Origin of the sequence: Pseudonocardia parietis (genome assembly GCF_017876315.1) — a bacterium.
Lineage (GTDB): Bacteria > Actinomycetota > Actinomycetes > Mycobacteriales > Pseudonocardiaceae > Pseudonocardia > Pseudonocardia parietis.
In genome coordinates, this window is sequence record NZ_JAGINU010000001.1 from 2,643,395 (window position 1) to 2,659,347 (window position 15,953).

General features: G+C 71.6%; 16 protein-coding genes. 8 read left to right on the plus strand and 8 right to left on the minus strand.

Going from position 1 to position 15,953, the window contains the following annotated elements; genetic code table 11:
• Positions 1-95 precede the first annotated feature (95 nt).
• The 6 genes from JOF36_RS12495 to JOF36_RS12520 are packed head-to-tail and all read left to right on the plus strand — an operon-like array spanning position 96 to position 5,541.
• Positions 96-986 (plus strand): alpha/beta fold hydrolase, encoded by an 891-nt coding sequence (locus JOF36_RS12495; RefSeq protein ID WP_210026921.1) that lies wholly within the window; start codon positions 96-98, stop codon positions 984-986.
• A 25-nt stretch (positions 987-1,011) separates the two neighbouring features.
• Positions 1,012-1,869, plus strand: coding sequence for a sugar phosphate isomerase/epimerase family protein (locus tag JOF36_RS12500; protein WP_210026922.1), 858 nt, complete (start codon positions 1,012-1,014; stop codon positions 1,867-1,869).
• 52 nt (positions 1,870-1,921) lie between these two features.
• Positions 1,922-2,734 carry a mycofactocin-coupled SDR family oxidoreductase gene (locus tag JOF36_RS12505; protein WP_210026923.1) on the plus strand — a complete coding sequence of 271 codons (813 nt, stop codon included), beginning with the start codon at positions 1,922-1,924 and terminating at the stop codon, positions 2,732-2,734.
• Positions 2,735-2,751: 17 nt separating this feature from the next.
• Positions 2,752-3,639: an alpha/beta fold hydrolase gene (locus JOF36_RS12510; protein WP_245350805.1), complete on the plus strand. Its 888-nt coding sequence runs from the start codon at positions 2,752-2,754 to the stop codon at positions 3,637-3,639.
• Complete coding sequence (locus JOF36_RS12515) at positions 3,636-4,727, plus strand: glycoside hydrolase family 5 protein (protein ID WP_210026925.1); 1,092 nt, start codon at positions 3,636-3,638, stop codon at positions 4,725-4,727. Before JOF36_RS12510 ends, JOF36_RS12515 begins: the two co-directional genes overlap by 4 nt.
• Before the next feature lies 1 nt (position 4,728).
• Entirely contained in the window at positions 4,729-5,541 is an 813-nt protein-coding gene (locus JOF36_RS12520) for a mycofactocin-coupled SDR family oxidoreductase (RefSeq protein ID WP_210026926.1), read from the plus strand.
• A gap of 361 nt (positions 5,542-5,902) precedes the next feature.
• Here JOF36_RS12520 and JOF36_RS12525 read toward each other — a convergent pair whose 3' ends face one another.
• From JOF36_RS12525 to JOF36_RS12545, 5 genes are all read right to left on the minus strand, one after another.
• Entirely contained in the window at positions 5,903-7,222 is a 1,320-nt protein-coding gene (locus tag JOF36_RS12525; protein ID WP_307862750.1) for an MFS transporter, read from the minus strand.
• Positions 7,223-7,332: 110 nt separating this feature from the next.
• Positions 7,333-8,367: a 2Fe-2S iron-sulfur cluster-binding protein gene (locus JOF36_RS12530; protein ID WP_210026928.1), complete on the minus strand. Its 1,035-nt coding sequence runs from the start codon at positions 8,365-8,367 to the stop codon at positions 7,333-7,335.
• Entirely contained in the window at positions 8,364-9,344 is a 981-nt protein-coding gene (locus JOF36_RS12535; protein WP_307862343.1) for a PdxA family dehydrogenase, read from the minus strand. Before JOF36_RS12535 ends, JOF36_RS12530 begins: the two co-directional genes overlap by 4 nt.
• Positions 9,341-9,853 carry an aromatic-ring-hydroxylating dioxygenase subunit beta gene (locus JOF36_RS12540; protein ID WP_210026929.1) on the minus strand — a complete coding sequence of 171 codons (513 nt, stop codon included), beginning with the start codon at positions 9,851-9,853 and terminating at the stop codon, positions 9,341-9,343. Before JOF36_RS12540 ends, JOF36_RS12535 begins: the two co-directional genes overlap by 4 nt.
• Entirely contained in the window at positions 9,850-11,136 is a 1,287-nt protein-coding gene (locus tag JOF36_RS12545) for an aromatic ring-hydroxylating dioxygenase subunit alpha (RefSeq protein WP_210026930.1), read from the minus strand. Before JOF36_RS12545 ends, JOF36_RS12540 begins: the two co-directional genes overlap by 4 nt.
• Positions 11,137-11,291: 155 nt before the next feature.
• On the opposite strand from JOF36_RS12545, the gene JOF36_RS12550 reads away from it, so the two are divergent.
• On the plus strand, positions 11,292-12,077 hold the full coding sequence (locus JOF36_RS12550; RefSeq protein ID WP_307862344.1) for an IclR family transcriptional regulator domain-containing protein: 786 nt from the start codon (positions 11,292-11,294) through the stop codon (positions 12,075-12,077).
• 167 nt (positions 12,078-12,244) lie between these two features.
• On the plus strand, positions 12,245-13,000 hold the full coding sequence (locus JOF36_RS12555; RefSeq protein ID WP_210026931.1) for a FadR/GntR family transcriptional regulator: 756 nt from the start codon (positions 12,245-12,247) through the stop codon (positions 12,998-13,000).
• 90 nt (positions 13,001-13,090) lie between these two features.
• Here JOF36_RS12555 and JOF36_RS12560 read toward each other — a convergent pair whose 3' ends face one another.
• The 3 genes from JOF36_RS12560 to JOF36_RS12570 are packed head-to-tail and all read right to left on the minus strand — an operon-like array spanning position 13,091 to position 15,926.
• Entirely contained in the window at positions 13,091-14,116 is a 1,026-nt protein-coding gene (locus JOF36_RS12560) for an amidohydrolase family protein (RefSeq protein WP_210026932.1), read from the minus strand.
• Positions 14,113-14,811: a 4-carboxy-4-hydroxy-2-oxoadipate aldolase/oxaloacetate decarboxylase gene (locus tag JOF36_RS12565; protein WP_307862345.1), complete on the minus strand. Its 699-nt coding sequence runs from the start codon at positions 14,809-14,811 to the stop codon at positions 14,113-14,115. The genes JOF36_RS12560 and JOF36_RS12565 overlap by 4 nt, the downstream gene beginning before the upstream one ends.
• Positions 14,808-15,926, minus strand: a complete 1,119-nt coding sequence (locus tag JOF36_RS12570; protein WP_210026933.1) for a zinc-dependent alcohol dehydrogenase — start codon at positions 15,924-15,926, stop codon at positions 14,808-14,810. Before JOF36_RS12570 ends, JOF36_RS12565 begins: the two co-directional genes overlap by 4 nt.
• Positions 15,927-15,953 lie beyond the last annotated feature (27 nt).

Below are 15,953 nucleotides of genomic sequence, written 5' to 3' on the forward strand. Positions count from 1 at the left end.
CGCCATCAGCTCCGAAGACATCGACGAGAGGTGGTCGCCGCGCTCGGGCGGCGCGCCGGCGGGCCGCGACACAGGACGAGGAGAAGGAACGACTGATGTTCGACATCACCGACCACGCGGGTGACCCGGTCACCCACGGCCGCGCGACCGTCAACGGCGTGCGGCTGCACTACGTCACGGCAGGCTCGGGCACACCGCTGGTACTGCTGCACGGTGTCCCGAAGAGCTGGTACTACTGGCACCGGGTCATCCCGCTGCTGTCCGAGCGGTTCACCGTCGTCGCCCCGGACGTGCGCGGTTTCGGCGACTCCGCCCGCCCCGAGGACGGCTACGACATGGGCACGATCGCCCGCGACATCGGCGCGCTGATGACCGAGCTCGGTCACGAGAGGTTCGCGATCGCCGGCGAGGACTGGGGCGCCGCGTTCGCCTACGCCGTGGCCGCCACCTACCCGGAGCGGGTCACGAAGCTCTCGTTCGCCGAGATGCTTCTGCCCGGGTTCGGCCTCGAGGACTGGTCGGCGCTGACCGCCGACAACGTGTTCTCCGATCACTTCCTCTGGCACGTCGGCTTCTTCCACGTCCGGGACTTCCCCGAGATGCTGATCTCCGGACGGGAGGAGCAGTTCTGGTCCACCTGGATGAAGAACGAGACCTACAACCCGGCCGCGATCACCGAGGACTGCGTGCGTGAGTGGGCCCGCTGCTCGGCCGCGCCGGGGGGGCTTCGCGCCATCTTCGAGGTCTACCGCGCGACGTTCACCAACATCGAGCTCGACACCGGGTGGGCCCGCACACCGCTGCCGATGCCGGTGCTCACGATCGGCAGCAGCCACTTCATCGGCGAGGAGTCCCGCCGGCAGATGGAGCGCACGGCCACCGACGTGCGCTACGTCGAGATCGCCGAGTGCGGGCACAGCCTCGCCTTGGAACGTCCCGCCGAGCTGGCCCGGGTACTCCGCGAGTTCTTCGCCGACCAGCCGTGACGGCCCCACCGAGGAAGGAGGCCCCGTGTTCCGCTACACCGCCGAAGTCCTGCCCTATCACGACGTCCCGTTGGACACCGCGCTCGGCGAGCTGTCCGGCCTGGGCTTCAGCGAGGTCAACCTGTGGTCCTCGGCCCCACCGCTGGCCGCGCACGTCGATCCGGGCGACGATCTGTCCGCGATCAGCGCGGCGCTGCGCCGGCACGGGCTCACCGCGTGCGGGCTGACCTGCTACGGCAAGAACCAGGACGAGATCCGCGACCGGCTACGGCTGGCGCACGACCTGGAGATCGACACCGTGGTGTTCGACTGCGAGGCGCACTACCCGGTGTTCGTGTCGCAGTTCCTGCCGCCGCTGCTCGACGAGGCCCAGCGGCTCGGGGTGCGGATCGCGGTGGAGAACCACCTCACCGTGCCCTTCAGCGCCGACTTCGAGTCCGGCGTGGGCGAGGACCAGCGCTGGGACGAGGGAGTGGACAGCCTCGCCCAGATCAAGCGACTCCTCGCCGACCTGCACCACCCGAACCTGGGCATCTGCCTGGCTCCGCCGCATCTGTGGGTGATGAACGAGTCCATCACCGAGGCGATCGGCTACCTCGGCGAGCGGGGCAAGCTCTTCTACTACTACGTCTGGGACATCGACCACGCCTACCGGCGCGGGGTGGACGGGCTCAACTTCGGCCCCGGCGAACGCCAGCTGCCCCGCCCCGACGGCGTGCTCGACCACGCCGTGCCCTTCGCCGCGCTGGCACGGGCCGGCTACACCGGCGTCGCCAGCCTCAAGTGCCACGGCACCGCGGGCTGGCCGCTCGAGCGGATCACCCGCGAACTGCGCGGCGCCGACGCCTACGTCCGCGAATGCCTCCGGCGCGTGTGCGGATAGCGCCGCGCGGCCGAGGTATCCGTGCACGACCGAGATCGAGGAGAGACAACCCATGGATCGGATGACCGGCAAGGTCGCCCTGGTGACCGGTGCCGCCCGTGGGCAGGGCCGCGCGCACGCGGTCACGCTCGCCGCCGAGGGAGCCGATGTCGTCGCCGTCGACGTGCCCGGCGAGATCGGCACCGCGCAGTACCCGATGGGTTCCGCGGACGACCTGGCCGAGACCGTCCGCCTGGTGCAGGCCCACGGCCGGCGGGCGTTGGCGGTGCGCGCCGACCTGCGTGACACCGCCGCCGTGGAGGCGATGGCGCAGCAGGCGATGACCGAGTTCGGCCGGATCGACGCGCTGGTCTGCAACGCCGGGTTCATGAGTGCCGCGGCGAACACCTGGTCGCTGACCGATGACCAGTGGGCCGACATGCTCGACGTGAACCTGACGTCGGTCTGGAAGACCACCCGGGCCGTCGTGCCGCACATGATCGCGGCCGGGAACGGCGGCGCGATCACGATCACCGGCTCCACCGGCGGTCTGCGCGCGGTGGCCGGGTGTACCCACTACAACGCGGCCAAGTACGGCTGCATCGCGCTGATGAAGACCCTGGCCTGGGAGCTGGCGCCGGACAACATCCGGGTCAACGTCGTGCACCCGACCGGGGTGAACACCGACATGAGCAACAACGACTGGTTCGTGCGCTGGCTGGGCGAGCACGAGGACCTGGCCGAGCCGATGCGCGGCAACCGGATGCCCGCCGAGGTGGTCCAGCCCGAGGACGTCTCGAAAATGGTCGCCTTCCTGGTCTCCGACGACGCCCGCTACGTCACCGGCGTCGAGCACCGGGTCGACGCCGGATTCATGATCAAGTGAGTGAGGAGCGGAACCGCATGCAGATCGTCGACCATCATGGTGACCGGGTCCGGCACGGCCGGGCCACGGTCAACGGCGTCCGGTTGCACTACCTGGCCGCAGGCGAGGGCGAGCCCGTCCTGCTGCTGCACGGGGTGCCCAAGACCTCCTATCACTGGCGGCACGTGATCCCGCTGCTCACCCCGCACTACCGGGTCGTGGTGCCGGACATGCGCGGGCTCGGGGACTCCGAGCACGCCGACGGCGGCTATGACATGGCGAACGTCGCCGAGGACTTCGCCGCACTGATGACCGAGCTCGGCCACGAGCGCTTCCGGGTGGTCGGCGAGGACTGGGGCGCCGCGGCCGCCTACCAGCTCGCCGCCCGCCACCCCGACCGCGTGCAGCAACTGGTCTACCAGGAGATGATCCTGCCCGGATTCGGGCTGGAGGACTACTCGTTCCTGACCCCGGACAACGTGCGCAGCTACGTCTGGCTCTGGCACATCAACTTCTACTCGGTCCCCGAGTTCCCCGAGATGCTGATCAACGGTCACGAGCGGGAGTACTTCTCCTACTTCATGAAGCACGAGACGCACGACCCGTCGGCGATCACCCCCGATGCGCTCGACGAGTACGTGCGTTGCTACTCCTCGCCCGGCGGCGTCAAGTGCATGTGCGAGATCTACCGGGCCACGCTCACCGACGGCGACCAGAACAGGGAGTCCGCGAAGACCCGGCTCCCGATGCCGGTGCTGGCCGTGGGCAGCGAGCACTTCATCGGTGCCGACAACGAGCGGCAGATGCGAGAGGTCGCCGACGACGTGCGCGCGGTGATCCTGCCGTGGGGCCACCAGCTCGCCGAGGAGTCGCCGGAGGAGCTGGCCGGGCACTACCTGCGCTTCTTCGCCGGGGAGATGGCGTGACCTACGCGATCCGCGACGGTCGGCTCGTCGATCCGGACGGGAATCCGTTCTTGTCCCTGGGCCTCAATCACACCGACGAGACGGCACTGAAGTTCCCGCGCAACGTCGACGTGTGGCGCGAGCGCTACGGGTCGCGGCAGAGCTGGATCCGGGACGGCGTCGTCGCGGACCTGCGCGGGTGGGGGTTCAACACGCTGGGTTGGACGAGCGAGTACGTCGCGGGCGGCTGGGGCGAGGCGCTGGACTGGTTCGGCGACCCGATCGACCTCAAGCACTCCGAGCAGTGGTCGGCCGCGGAGCTGCGCGGCGCCGGGATGCCCTACGTCGCCCAGGTGCGGGTGGCCGAGATCGAGGACTGGAACGGCCACCCGGCGTTCCGCCCGCTCGACGACGACTTCGCCGACTGGTGCGACCACCAGGGGCGCGCGATCGCCGCCGAACACGCCGACTCGCCGGACCTGCTCGGTTACTTCCTGGTCGACATCCCGGCCTGGTTGCCGCACGCGTCCGGGCGGGACTTCGCCGAGCTCGTCGGCCTGGACACGGCCGCACGGGAGCGCAAGCTCTACGACGTCGCCAGCCGCTACTACGAGACGATCGCGACGGCGATCCGTCGCTACGACCCGCACCATCTGATCCTCGGCGACCGGTTCAACGGCAACAAGGGGATCCCGGAACCGGTGCTGCGCGCGATGGCCCCGCACGTCGACACGCTGTCGGTGCAGTACTTCACCGAACCCACCGACGAGTCCCGTCGCAGGATGCACGACGACCTGGCCCGCTGGCGCGCTCAGTGCGGGGACAAACCGGTGATCGTCGCCGACGTCGGGAACTGGACCCCGACCGAGTTCAACCCGCACCGCGAGGGCCTGCCCGACCACGCCGCCCGCGGCGCGGACTACGGCGCCGCGATGGAGGCGCTGCTCGACGAGCCCTGGTTCGCCGGCTGGCACTGGTGCGGTTACGTGGAGAACACCGGCGGTCGCGGCTGGGGCCTCAAGGACCCGTGGGACGAGCCCTACCGGCCTCTCACCGACGCGATCACCGAACACAATCGCCGCGCGGCGGCGTACCGAAAGGAGAACTGAGATGGGCCAGCTGGACGGCAAGGTCGCGGTGATCACCGGCGGCGGCCGCGGGCAGGGACGCGCGCACGCGCTCCGCCTCGCCCGTGAGGGCGTCGACATCGTGACCTGTGACATCACCGAGCAGGTGGGCTCGGTCCCGTTCGACACGGGGCGTCCCGGCGACCTGGACGAGACCGTCGCACAGGTGGAGAAGCTGGGCCGCCGCTGCGTCGCGCTCGAGGGCGACGTGCGACGCACCGCGGACATGGCCCGACTGGCCGACGCGGCGATGAGCGAGTTCGGCCGGATCGACATCCTGCTGGCCAACGCCGGGATCCTGAGTCTGTCGGAGAACACCTGGGAGCTCACCGACGAGGCCTGGGACGACATGATCGACATCAACCTGACCGGCGTGTTCAAAGCCTGCCGGGCGGTGGTCCCGCACATCAGGGCGGGCGGCAACGGCGGCTCGATCGTGATCACGTCGTCGATCGCGGGCCTGCGCGGGGTAGCCGGTTGCACGCACTACACGGCGGCCAAGCACGGCATCGTCGGACTGATGCGCACGCTGGCCAAGGAGCTCGCGCCGGAGTCGATCCGGGTGAACACCATCCACCCCACCGGCGTCGCGTCGCCGATGTCGAACAACGACTTCTTCCCGCAGTGGCTGACCGAGCACGAGGAGCTGGGCAACGCCATGCGGTTCAACCCAATGCCGGTGGATGCCCTGCCCGAGGCCGACGTGTCCGAGGTGATCGCGTTCCTCTGCTCCGACGCCGGAAAGTGGATCACCGGGACGACCGTCCCGGTGGACGCGGGTTTCATGCTCAAGTAGGGCAGCCGGGAATCCCGCATCGACAACCTCGGCGGGCTTTCCCCGGCATCGCCGGAGACCAGCGGCGAACGGTGGGGCCGGGCGTAGTCGGAGACGGCGACGTCCGGGCCCCGCCGCGGGCGGCGGTGACCGCGGTGGCGTCGTCGGGCCCGGGCCGGACCACCTCCGACGGCGCCGTCCACGAGCTGCGCCCCGGTCCAGGACGGCGACGAACGAGTACACCCCGGCCCGGGATCATCTGCGCGTCGCCCCTACCGCGGCCATCGACATCGCGGAACAGCCGACCTGCCCTGGTCGGGGCGTCGGCGCACAGGACCGCGCCGGTGACACCCGGGTCCGCGCGCCGCGCGGCACAGGCTCGTCACGACCGGCGCACGGCGGTCTCGGCCCGGCCTCCGGTGACCGAGGCCGGCTCGTCGCGGTACCGGAGCCTGCCGAGGGCGAGGACGGTCACCGCGGCCACCAGCATCGGGAGCGCCATCACGACGAACAGCCCGGTCGTCGACCATCCGGCCGCCACCGCGAGCCCGACCAGGATGGGGCCGAGGATGCCGCCGATGCGGCCGATCCCCAGCGCCCAGGCGACGCCCGTGGACCGCATCTCCGGCGGGTAGAACAGCGACCCGAAAGCGATCACACTCTTCTGCCCCCCGCTCACGCAGCAGCCGACCAGGAACGTCACACACAGCAGTAACCAGAGCGACGCGCCGAAGGCGGCGCCGAGCACTCCGACGAGCACGGCCCCGATCAGGTAGAGGACGCCGAGGGTGTACCCGGCGCCGAACCGGTCCATCGCCGGGCCGGTTATCAGCGCGGCCGCGATTCCGCCGACGGTGGTCAGGGTGGTGGCCGTGACCACCGTGCTCGTCGGGTGGCCGAGCCCCTCCAGGATGGTCGGAAGCCAGCTCTGCAGCGCGTAGAACTCGGCGAGGTTGATCGCGAAGACCAGCCAGAGCAGCAGGGTCCCCACCAGCCACCGGCGCTCGAACAGGCGGATCACCGGGAGCCGCCGTGTGGTGCCTTCGTCCTGGCGGGGGCCGCGGGCGAGGGTGCTTTCCGGCAGCGTCGGGTCGAGGCGGTGCAGGATCGGGCCGACCGGGTGTCCCCGGTGCATCAGGTACGCCGGGGACTCCGGGAGCAGGCGCCACAGCAGCGGTACCAGCAGCAGCGGGAGGGCCCCGCCGATCAGGAACATCGGACGCCAACCCAGCAGCGGGATCACCGCCCCCGCGGCCGCACCGGCCGCGACGAAGCCGAGCGAGAACCCGCAGTAGATCACGAGCACGAACGTGGCCCGCCGGCGGCGCGGGGCGAACTCGCTGGTGAGCGCGATGGCGCTGGGCGCCGCGGCGCCCAGACCGACCCCGGTGAGCAGCCGCGCCGCCAGCAGTACCTCCACCGACGGGGCGAAGGTGGTCAGTACGGTCAGTACGCTGAACGACGTGGTCGCCGCGATGACCATCCGGCGGTGGCCGATCCGGTCCGCCAGCGGTGACACCGCCAGGTATCCGATCATCAGACCGACCAGCGCCGAGGAGAAGACCGGTCCCATCGCCGACGCGGGCAGATCCCACTCGCGGGCGATCGCCGGGGCCATGTAGCTGATCGCCTGGGTATCGAACCCGTCGAGGAACATGACCAGCCCGCAGAGGGCCAGGACAGCATACTGCAACCGTCCCACGGGACGGTCGTCGATGAATTCGGGCAGTTGGACGGTGCGGGGATGATCGGGCACGCTCGTTACCTCGCTGTACGGCGTTGCAGGTGTGGTGGGGTGGTCCCGGCGGGCGGTCAGCCGGCCGGGACCGGCCCGGACGGGGCCGGGAGGACCGGTGCGTCCACCGGGACGAAGGCGTCGGCCAGGAAGCGCTCGCCGGCCAGCCCGGCCGCGCCGGTCAGCACCTCGCGGGCGTCCCGAGTCATGGCCGGGTTGCCACAGGCGTAGACGGTGTGCCCGGACAGGTCGGGATGGCGGGCGGCGGCGACATCCTGGACGTGTCCGGTCGCGCCGCGCCAGGTGCGGCCCGGGCGGGTCAGCACCGGCTGGACGTCCAGCCAGGGCAGCGCCCGGGACCAGCGCAGCACGGTGTCGAGCAGGTAGAGGTCTGACTCGTCGCGGCCGCCCCAGTACAGGGTCGTGGGCCGGGCGGCCCTCCGGGCGACCTGGTCGAGCAGCACCGAGCGGACCGGGGCGAACCCGGTCCCGGTGGCGAGCAGCACCAGCGGCTCCTCGCCTGGCTCGACCGTCGTGTCACCGAACGGGGACTCGACGGTGAGCTGGTCGCCCGGACGCAGGTGCCGGGCCGTCCGGTCGGAGAACAGGCCGCCCGGCTCGATCCGTACGTGCAGTTCGGCCGTGTCGTTGTCCCGGGGGGAGTTGGCCATCGAGTACGGCCGCGAGCCCCCTCCGGGCAATCGCACCTCGAGGTGCTGCCCGGGTCGGAACGGGATCCGGCGTCCGATCGGGAAGCGCAGCTCCAGGACGACCACGCGCGGCGCGGGCCGCCGTACCCGGTACACGCGGGCGGTCAGCGTGCGCCGGCGCGGCGGACCGGAGCGGGTGATCCGGTGCGGCCGGATGTCGACCGGTCCGTCCGGCACGGTCTGGCAGAACAGGGCGTCGTCGCCCGGACCGGGGCGTCCGCCGCGCCGGTCCCGCACGGTTCCGGCGGTGACGACGCCGAGGCAGCTGCGGCAGACCCCGCGCCGGCAGGAGTACGGGATCGTCCAGCCCGCGGCCTCGGCGGCATCGAGGACGGTCTGGTCGGGGGCGCAGTCGAAGCCGATGTCGGTGCCGGTGACGGTGATCGGGTGGGTGGCGGTCATGCGGTGGCCACCTGCTTCCGGTCGGCGAGGGTGCGCAGCGCGCGGACCGTCGCCTCGGGGTCGGCCCGGCCGCTGCCGGCCAGGTCGAACGCGCTGCCGTGCCCGACGCTGCAGAACGGCACACCTGCGCCGATCGAGAGCGCCACCGACGTTCGCCCGGCGAGCAGCTTGACCGGGACGTGTCCCTGGTCGTGGTAGGCGGCGACATAGCCCGCGTGCTCGTTCGCCGCCAGCAGCGTGTCCGCACCAGTCGGTCCGTCCACCGGATGCCCCTCCTCGCGCAGCCGGGCCACGGCCGGGGCCGTGACCCGCTCGTCGTCGTCGCCGAACAGCCCGCCCTCGCCGGCGTGCGGGTTGATCCCGAACACCGCCGTGCGGCCGGGCACGCCGAGCCGGTCGAGGGCCTGATGCAAGGCGCGGCCGGCCGCGACGACCCGGTCGGCATCCAGATCGGTGACCGCGTCGGCGAGCCGGCGATGCAGCGTCGCGTGTACGATCCGCAGCCCGCCGCCGACCAACAGCAGGAACACCCGGTCGGCCGGGCTCCCGGTGACTTCTGCGAGCAACGACGGGTAGCCGGTGAACGACACCCCGGCGGCGTGGATCGCGGTCTCCGAGTGCGGGGCCGCGACCACGGCGGGGTACGCACCGGCGGCCGCGGCCCGGATCGCCGTCCGGGCGTAGGCCAGGGTCGCCCGGCCGGCGGCGGCGTCCACCGTCCCGGGCCGGTGCGCGCCGGCGGGCAGCGCGCCGACGTCGATCAGGTCCAGCGTGCCGGGCTCGGGCGGGAGTTCCGGATGGTGGTCCCGGACGACCTCGGCCCCGCCGGTGACTCGCACCGCCCACTCGACCACGGCGCGGTCGGAGACCAGGACCGGTGCGCAGCCGGTGCGCCGGGCCGCCATGACCGCGATTTCCGGGCCGATGCCGTTCGGGTCCCCGGTGCACAGCAGCGTGCGGGGCACGGGGCCGGTCACAGCGGGACCGCCAGCAGCGTGTCGATCCGTGAGCTGTCGCAGACCACGACCCGCTCGCGCAGCAGGGCGTGCTCCTCGCGGATCTGGTAGAGGTCCAGGTAGCGGCCGCTGGCGAACAGGTCCGTCGGCCCGTCCCCGGTGATTCGAACGACCAGGAACGACGTCTCGCTGCGCACCTGCAGCGCGCCGTCGCGTGCCGGCTCGGCGGACAGCACGGCCGGGGCACCGAGCAGGTGCCGGTAGCTGTGCCGCTCGTAGATGTTGGCCTCGCGCAGCGCGGACACCCGGTCGGCGAGCATGCCTCGGGTGTCGGCCCACACGATCCCGGCAGGCAGGCCACGCCGGTGGTTGTCCGCGGTGGTGATCCGGTAGTGGCAGTCCTCGGTGAAGAACCCGGGCCAGTCCTCGAGCCGGTCGTCGTCGATGCAGCGCACGTAGTGCCCCTGCGCGGCGAGCACGACCCCGTGCACCCGCGAGATCAGTGCCGGGTCCGCGTCGGTCGCTGTCATGCGTCCTCCAGGGTGAATCCCATGCCGGTGCGATAGGCCTTCCAGAAGCCGCGCACCGACGCCTCGGTGACCCGGCTGCTGCTGGACACGGCCTCGGAGCCGCCCATCTGCAGGGTCGCGAACTCGTCCCCGGCTCCGGCGATGCCGCGCTGCACGAAGCCGCCGATGCAGCCGTCCTCCATCGACACGTAACCGGCCGGACCGACCAGATTGGACTGCTTGAGCCGGACCAGCCGCTGCTCCTCGGTGTCGTCGGTGAACCCGAGGTAGGTCCAGTTCAGCCGGGTCCGGTCCACCCCGACGGGCAGGATCTGCCGGACGGCGACGGAGTTCTGGATCTGCTGCAGCACGAAACCCGGGAAGACCGACAGGATCTGCAGGGTGGTGTCGTCGCCGACCTCGGAGAACCCGTCGAGCATGCTCGGATCGCGCAGCCGGTACTCGCTGTCGGAACGGATGTTCTGGTCCCGGTAGTCGGAGTCGGTGACCTCGACGGAGGTGGCGGCGGAGCGGTCGATCGCCGAGTAGCTCACGTGGTGCGCGCCGTCCTCGCTGACGATGATGCCGCCGCGCTGGGAGAGCTTGTTGATCCCGAACGTGGTGAAGAACAAGTGCAGGATGCTGGCGTGGTACGAGTCCTTGACGTTCTCCACGTAGAGCTTCCAGTTGTTGGGCAGCTCCTGGGTGAACCGGCCCAGCACCACCGGAGTGCGCCCGCCGAGCAGGCGGTCGATCCGGTCCACGATCTCCTCGCCGAGATACTCCTCCAGCGGCGGTACCTCGTTGGAGAGGCTGCCGAACACCAGGCCGTTCAGCACCGCGATGCGCAGCTTGCGCGGCCCGTGCCGCTCCCGGCAGAACCCCGCCGGCATTCCGCCGGCACCGCCGATCCCGTCCTCGAACGCGACCGCGGTCAGGTCGCCCTGCAGGTTGTAGGTCCAGGCGTGGTAGACGCAGGTGAAGTCCTTCGCGTTGCCGTGCTCGGCCATCGCGATCAAAGCCCCGCGGTGGGCGCACCGGTTCTCGAAGGCGTAGATCTGCCCGTCGGTGTCCCGGGTGACCAGCACCGGTTGCTCACCGATGAAGGTGGCGCAGAAGTCGCCCGGCTCGGCCAGCTCGGCCTCCAGGCACAGGTAGCTCCAGTACGGCCCGTGGAAGAGGCGGCCGAGCTCGGCACGCAGGATCTCCTCGTCTTGGAACGCCCAGTACGGGACTTGCGTGAGCGACGTCGGCCAGATCCGGTCCGCCACCGGTTCCGCGCTGGGGCCGTCGAGTCGGTCCATGATTCTCCATCCGTTCGATTAACGAACAGCAATTCGCCTTACGAACGCATGGAAGCCCGCGACGAGGAGCCTGGTCAAGGGCTCGGCTTGACAGTTCACGAACTCGGTTCGTATAACGAACAGATGCAGTCCTCTTCCGGCCTGGTGGAGCCCGCGTGACCGACGACGGCGGAGGGGTACCCGGCCGCTCCCGTGCCCCGGAGGGGATGGCCGGGCTGGCGAAGGGTCTGGCCGTCATCGAGTTGTTCGGCAGCACGTCCTCGCGGTTGTCGGTCGCCTCGGCCGCGGAGGGCATCGGCGTCGCCCGGGCGACCGCGCGCCGGTGCCTGCTCACCCTGGTCGAGCTCGGCTACGTGGAGCACGACGGCCGGTACTTCCGGCCGACCCCTCGGATGCTGCGGCTGGGCAGCACCTATCTCGACACGTCGACGTTGCCCGGGCTCGCCCAGCAACGGCTCACCGACGCCCGCGACGAGCTCGGCGAGTCGGTGTCGCTGGCGGTGTGGGAGGACGGGTGGTCGGTGTTCGTGGCCCGGGCCGAGGCGTCGCGCATCGTCAAGACCGGGGTGCGGGTGGGGGCTCGTCTCCCGGTGCACTGCTCGGCGACCGGGCGGGTGTTGCTCGGTGCGCTCGACGACGACCGGGTCCTGGAGGTGCTCGGTGCGGCCGAGCGCGAATGCCGGACCCCGCACACGCTCACCGACCCCGGCGCGTTGCTCGCGGTGGTCCGCGAGGCCAGGCAGGAGGGGCTCGCGATCAGCGACGAGGAGTTGGAGCTGGGCATGCGGGCCATCGCGGTCCCGGTGTCCGACGGGGCCGGCCGGGTCGTCGCCGCGATGAGCGTCAGCGCGTCCAGCGCCCGGGTCTCCGCGGAGCGGATGCGTCGCGAGTTCGGCCCGGTGCTGCGCCGGGAGGCCGGGCGGCTCGGCCGGACGTTGTGAGGCCGGCCGGGGCGCAGACGGCCTGCGGGCCGCCGCCGCGGCCCACCGGACCGGGGTCCGCGACGCGTCACACGCGTAGTGGTCGTTCGAGGTCCGGATCACCTCGTCATCGATGAACACGCCCCGGCGCTCCCACGGCGTCGGCCCGACCGACATACTATTAGTCCATGGCGTCACAGTCCGACGGTTCGACCGTCTCCGGCAAGCCCCGGGAGCAGTCCGAGATGTTCGGCAAGGTTCGTGCCGGCCGGGTGTCGAACCTGATCGTCGAACAGATCCGGCTGCTGATCTCGGAGGGACAGCTGGTGGCGGGGGACCGGCTGCCATCGGAGCGGGAGCTGGGTGAGCGGTTCGGCGCGAGTCGGGTGACGGTGCGCGAGGCCTTGAAGATGCTGGAGGCCACCGGGCTGGTAACGATCAAGGTGGGCGCCCGCGGCGGCGCGTTCGTGACCGCGCCGACCAGCGAGCGGGTCGGTGAGGGGATCTCGGACCTGCTGCGGTTCTCGGTGGTGGAACCGTCCGACGTGACCGAGGCGCGGCAGGTGTTCGAGATCTCGATCGTCTCGCTGGTGTGCCGGCGGGCCGACGAGACCGACGTCGCGGAGCTGGAGGAGATCTGTGAGCGGGCGGAGCGGAGTCTGGAGTCGGGCGAGGGCTACTCGGTGACGCTGTCCGCCGAGTTCCACGTGCGGGTCGCACGGGCCACGCACAACCCGGCGATCGAGCTGCTGGCGCGGACGTTCCACGGGCCGATGCTGCGGTCGCTGATGCGGGCGCAGGAGGAGGACTCGCTGGTGGGGGTGCGCGGCACCGCGGAGCACCGGCAGTTCGTGGAGGCCGTGCGGATGCGCGACGTGGCAGCGGCGACCGCGGTGATGACAGCACACCTGGCCCGGACCGCGGAGCGGCTGCGCAAGGACTGACCGCCGACCGTTGCGGGGTGGCACCGGCGGTCTGGTTGCGTTCTCGGCGGCCCGGGCAGGCCTGCGGGCAGGCCGACCCGGGCATCCGGATCAGGCGACGGGCAGCGGGCCGAACCGTGCCGCGAGCCGTGGGTAGACGCGGCGCGCGTTCCCCTCCAGCACGGCGTGCCGGGCGTCGGGGGACAGGCCGGCGGCCTCGACGTACTGCAGCGTGTCGTCGTAGTCGATGCCGCTCTCCGGGTCCGCCCCGCGCACCGCGCCGAGCATCTCAGAGGCGAACAGCACGTTGTCCGGGCCGACGACGTCGAGCAGCAGTTTCACCCCGCGTGCGTGGTAGACGCAGCTGTCGAAGAAGACGTTGTCCATCAGGTGCTCGCGCAGCGGCGGCCGGCCCAGGCGGGCGGCCAGCCCCTCGAACCGGCCCCAGTGGTACGGCACCGCGCCGCCGCCGTGCGGGATCACGAACCGCAGTCCGGGAAAACGCTCGAACAGGTCACCGAGCAGCAGTTGCATGAACACCGTGGTGTCGGCGTGCAGGTAGTGCGCGCCGAGCGTGTGCACCGGGGCCAGGCACGAGCCCGACACGTGGATCATCGCCGGGACGTCGAGCTCGACCAACGCCTCGTAGAGCCCGAACCAGTACGGGTCGGTCAGGGCCGGTGCCGTCCAGGCCCCGCCGGACGGGTCCGGGTTCAGGTTGGCCCCGACGAAACCGAGCTCGGTGACGCAGCGGCGCAGCTCGGCGATGCTCGCGTCGAGCGGACCCTCCGGGGTCTGCGGGAGTTGGCAGACCGCCCCGAAGTGTCCCGGGTACAGCGTGCTCACCCGGTGCACGAGGTCGTTGCAGGCGCCGGCCCAGGTGCGGGCCAGCGCGGTGTCCGGGAGGTGGTGGTCCATCGCGGAGGCCTGCGGCGAGATCAGCATGAGGTCGGCGCCGCGCTCGCGCAGCACCCGGAGTTGGTTGTTCTCGACGGCCTCGCGGATCTCGTCGTCGCTCGTGGCCGGGGCACCCGGCTCGGGGAGCTGGGGATCGGCGAGCCGGTCGAGCTGGGCCCGGCGGAACTCCCGGTGCGGCCGGGGCGCCATGGTGAAGTGGCCGTGGCAGTCGATGATCATGCGTCCGCTCCCGGACGGTCGACGTAGCGCAGCCCGGCGGCGGCCAGGCGCTCACGCATGCCGGACAGGTCGAGTCCGAGCTCGCCCGCCCGGTAACGCGCCCGGATGCCTTCCTCCCGCTCCTCGCGGTTGGCCGACGCGGTGGCCACCGCGGTCGCGTCGGCGCGCGGCACGACGACGACGCCGTCGTCGTCGGCGACGATCACGTCACCGGGGTGCACGACCTGCTCGGCGCAGGAGACGGTGACGTTCACGCTGCCGAGCGTCTCCTTGACCGTGCCGAACGCCGACACCGCGCGCGACCAGACCGGGAAACCCAGCTCGGTGAGTTCGCGGACGTCCCGGCAGCCTGCGTCGATGACCAGGCCCCGCACCCCGCGGGCGAGCAGCGAGGTGGCGAGCAGCTCGCCGAAGTAGCCGGCGTCGGAACGGGTGGTCGGGGCGACGACCACCACGTCACCGGCCCGGCACTGCTCGATCGCGACGTGCAGCATCCAGTTGTCCCCCGGCGGGACGGAGACGGTCACCGCGGGCCCGGCGATCCGGGCGCCGGTGAAGATCGGGCGGAGTCGGGGTGCGAGCAGGCCGGTGCGGGCCTGCGCCTCGTGCACCGTCGCCACGCCGAACCGGCCGAGTGCGGCGACCGCGTCCGGGTCGGGTCGCGGCGGGTTGCGCACCACCACCGGGCCGTTCACGCGACACCGGCCCAGGGCAGCAGGGACACGTGCACCACGTCCTCGTCGAGCTCGCCGCCGACGGCCCGGATCGCCCGGTCGGTCTCGTCGAGCCCGAAGCTGTGGGTCGCCAGGCGCTCGAGCGGGAACCGGCCCGACGCGAGCTGGGCGACGGCGAGCTCGCAGGCCCGGTACCCGTGGCCGCGGGCGCTGCGGATCGTGATCGCCTTCTCGGTGACCTTCTTCAACGGGAAGTCGGGGAACGCGGCCACCTCGCCCTGGACCACCATGACACCCTCACGCCGCTTGAGCGCGTCCACGCCGAGCAGTACCGGTGCGGTCCCGGCGCCCGCCGTGCAGTCCAGGACGACGTCCACGCCGCGCCCGCCGGTCAGGTCGCGCACCGCGGTGAGCGGGTCCTCGGTCCGGACGTCGACGACGTGGTCGGCGCCGAGCTCACGGGCCAGTTCCAGGCGGGCGGCGTCCCGGGTGGTACCGGTGACGATGATCGTCGAGGCCCCGGCCTGCGCGCAGGCGACGACCTGGGACAGGCCCTGCTGGCCGGGGCCCTGGATCAGCACCGTCGAGTCGTAGCCGACGCCCCCGGCGTTCAGTGCCCACTCGATGCCGTTGGACAGCGGGGTGACGATGCCGGCGAGCTGGGCAGAGACGCCGTCCGGGATGCGGTGCAGCACCGCGTTCCACGGCAGGAACATGTACTGCGCGAAGCCGCCCCACAGCTGGTGCTCGTTGGCCGCGGAGGTGTAGCCGTAGCGCCGGGCGTCGGGATTGGTCCGCCAGTCGGTGTTCTCGCAGTGCCGGTACTCCCCGGCGTGGCACCACTCGCAGTGGAAGCAGCCCACGTAGTGCTCGACGAAGACCCGGTCACCGTCACAGACCCCGTGCCGGCGGACGAAGTCGGGTCCCGCGTCGACGATCACGCCGACGTTCTCGTGCCCCATGATCACCGGGTCGGTGAACGGCGGGTTGGCGTACATCTTGACGTCGGTGCCGCAGATTCCGGCGACCTCCACCCGCAGCAGCGCCCCGTCGGCGGGTACCCGCGGCAGCGCGAAGTGCTGCAGCTCCGTGCGGCCGGGGGCCACCCGTACCGCGGCCAGGACATCGTCCACCATGTCGCTCCTCCAGTCTTATGGTCTGGT

What these genes read in the sequence shown, in the direction of transcription:
- JOF36_RS12495 (WP_210026921.1), top strand. Translation starts at nt 96, where the DNA reads ATGTTCGACATCACCGACCACGCGGGTGACCCGGTCACCCACGGCCGC.
- JOF36_RS12505 (WP_210026923.1), top strand. Translation starts at nt 1,922, where the DNA reads ATGGATCGGATGACCGGCAAGGTCGCCCTGGTGACCGGTGCCGCCCGT.
- JOF36_RS12510 (WP_245350805.1), top strand. Translation starts at nt 2,752, where the DNA reads ATGCAGATCGTCGACCATCATGGTGACCGGGTCCGGCACGGCCGGGCC.
- JOF36_RS12520 (WP_210026926.1), top strand. Translation starts at nt 4,729, where the DNA reads ATGGGCCAGCTGGACGGCAAGGTCGCGGTGATCACCGGCGGCGGCCGC.
- JOF36_RS12530 (WP_210026928.1), bottom strand. Translation starts at nt 8,367, where the DNA reads ATGACCGCCACCCACCCGATCACCGTCACCGGCACCGACATCGGCTTC.
- JOF36_RS12540 (WP_210026929.1), bottom strand. Translation starts at nt 9,853, where the DNA reads ATGACAGCGACCGACGCGGACCCGGCACTGATCTCGCGGGTGCACGGG.
- JOF36_RS12545 (WP_210026930.1), bottom strand. Translation starts at nt 11,136, where the DNA reads ATGGACCGACTCGACGGCCCCAGCGCGGAACCGGTGGCGGACCGGATC.
- JOF36_RS12555 (WP_210026931.1), top strand. Translation starts at nt 12,245, where the DNA reads ATGGCGTCACAGTCCGACGGTTCGACCGTCTCCGGCAAGCCCCGGGAG.
- JOF36_RS12560 (WP_210026932.1), bottom strand. Translation starts at nt 14,116, where the DNA reads ATGATCATCGACTGCCACGGCCACTTCACCATGGCGCCCCGGCCGCAC.
- JOF36_RS12570 (WP_210026933.1), bottom strand. Translation starts at nt 15,926, where the DNA reads ATGGTGGACGATGTCCTGGCCGCGGTACGGGTGGCCCCCGGCCGCACG.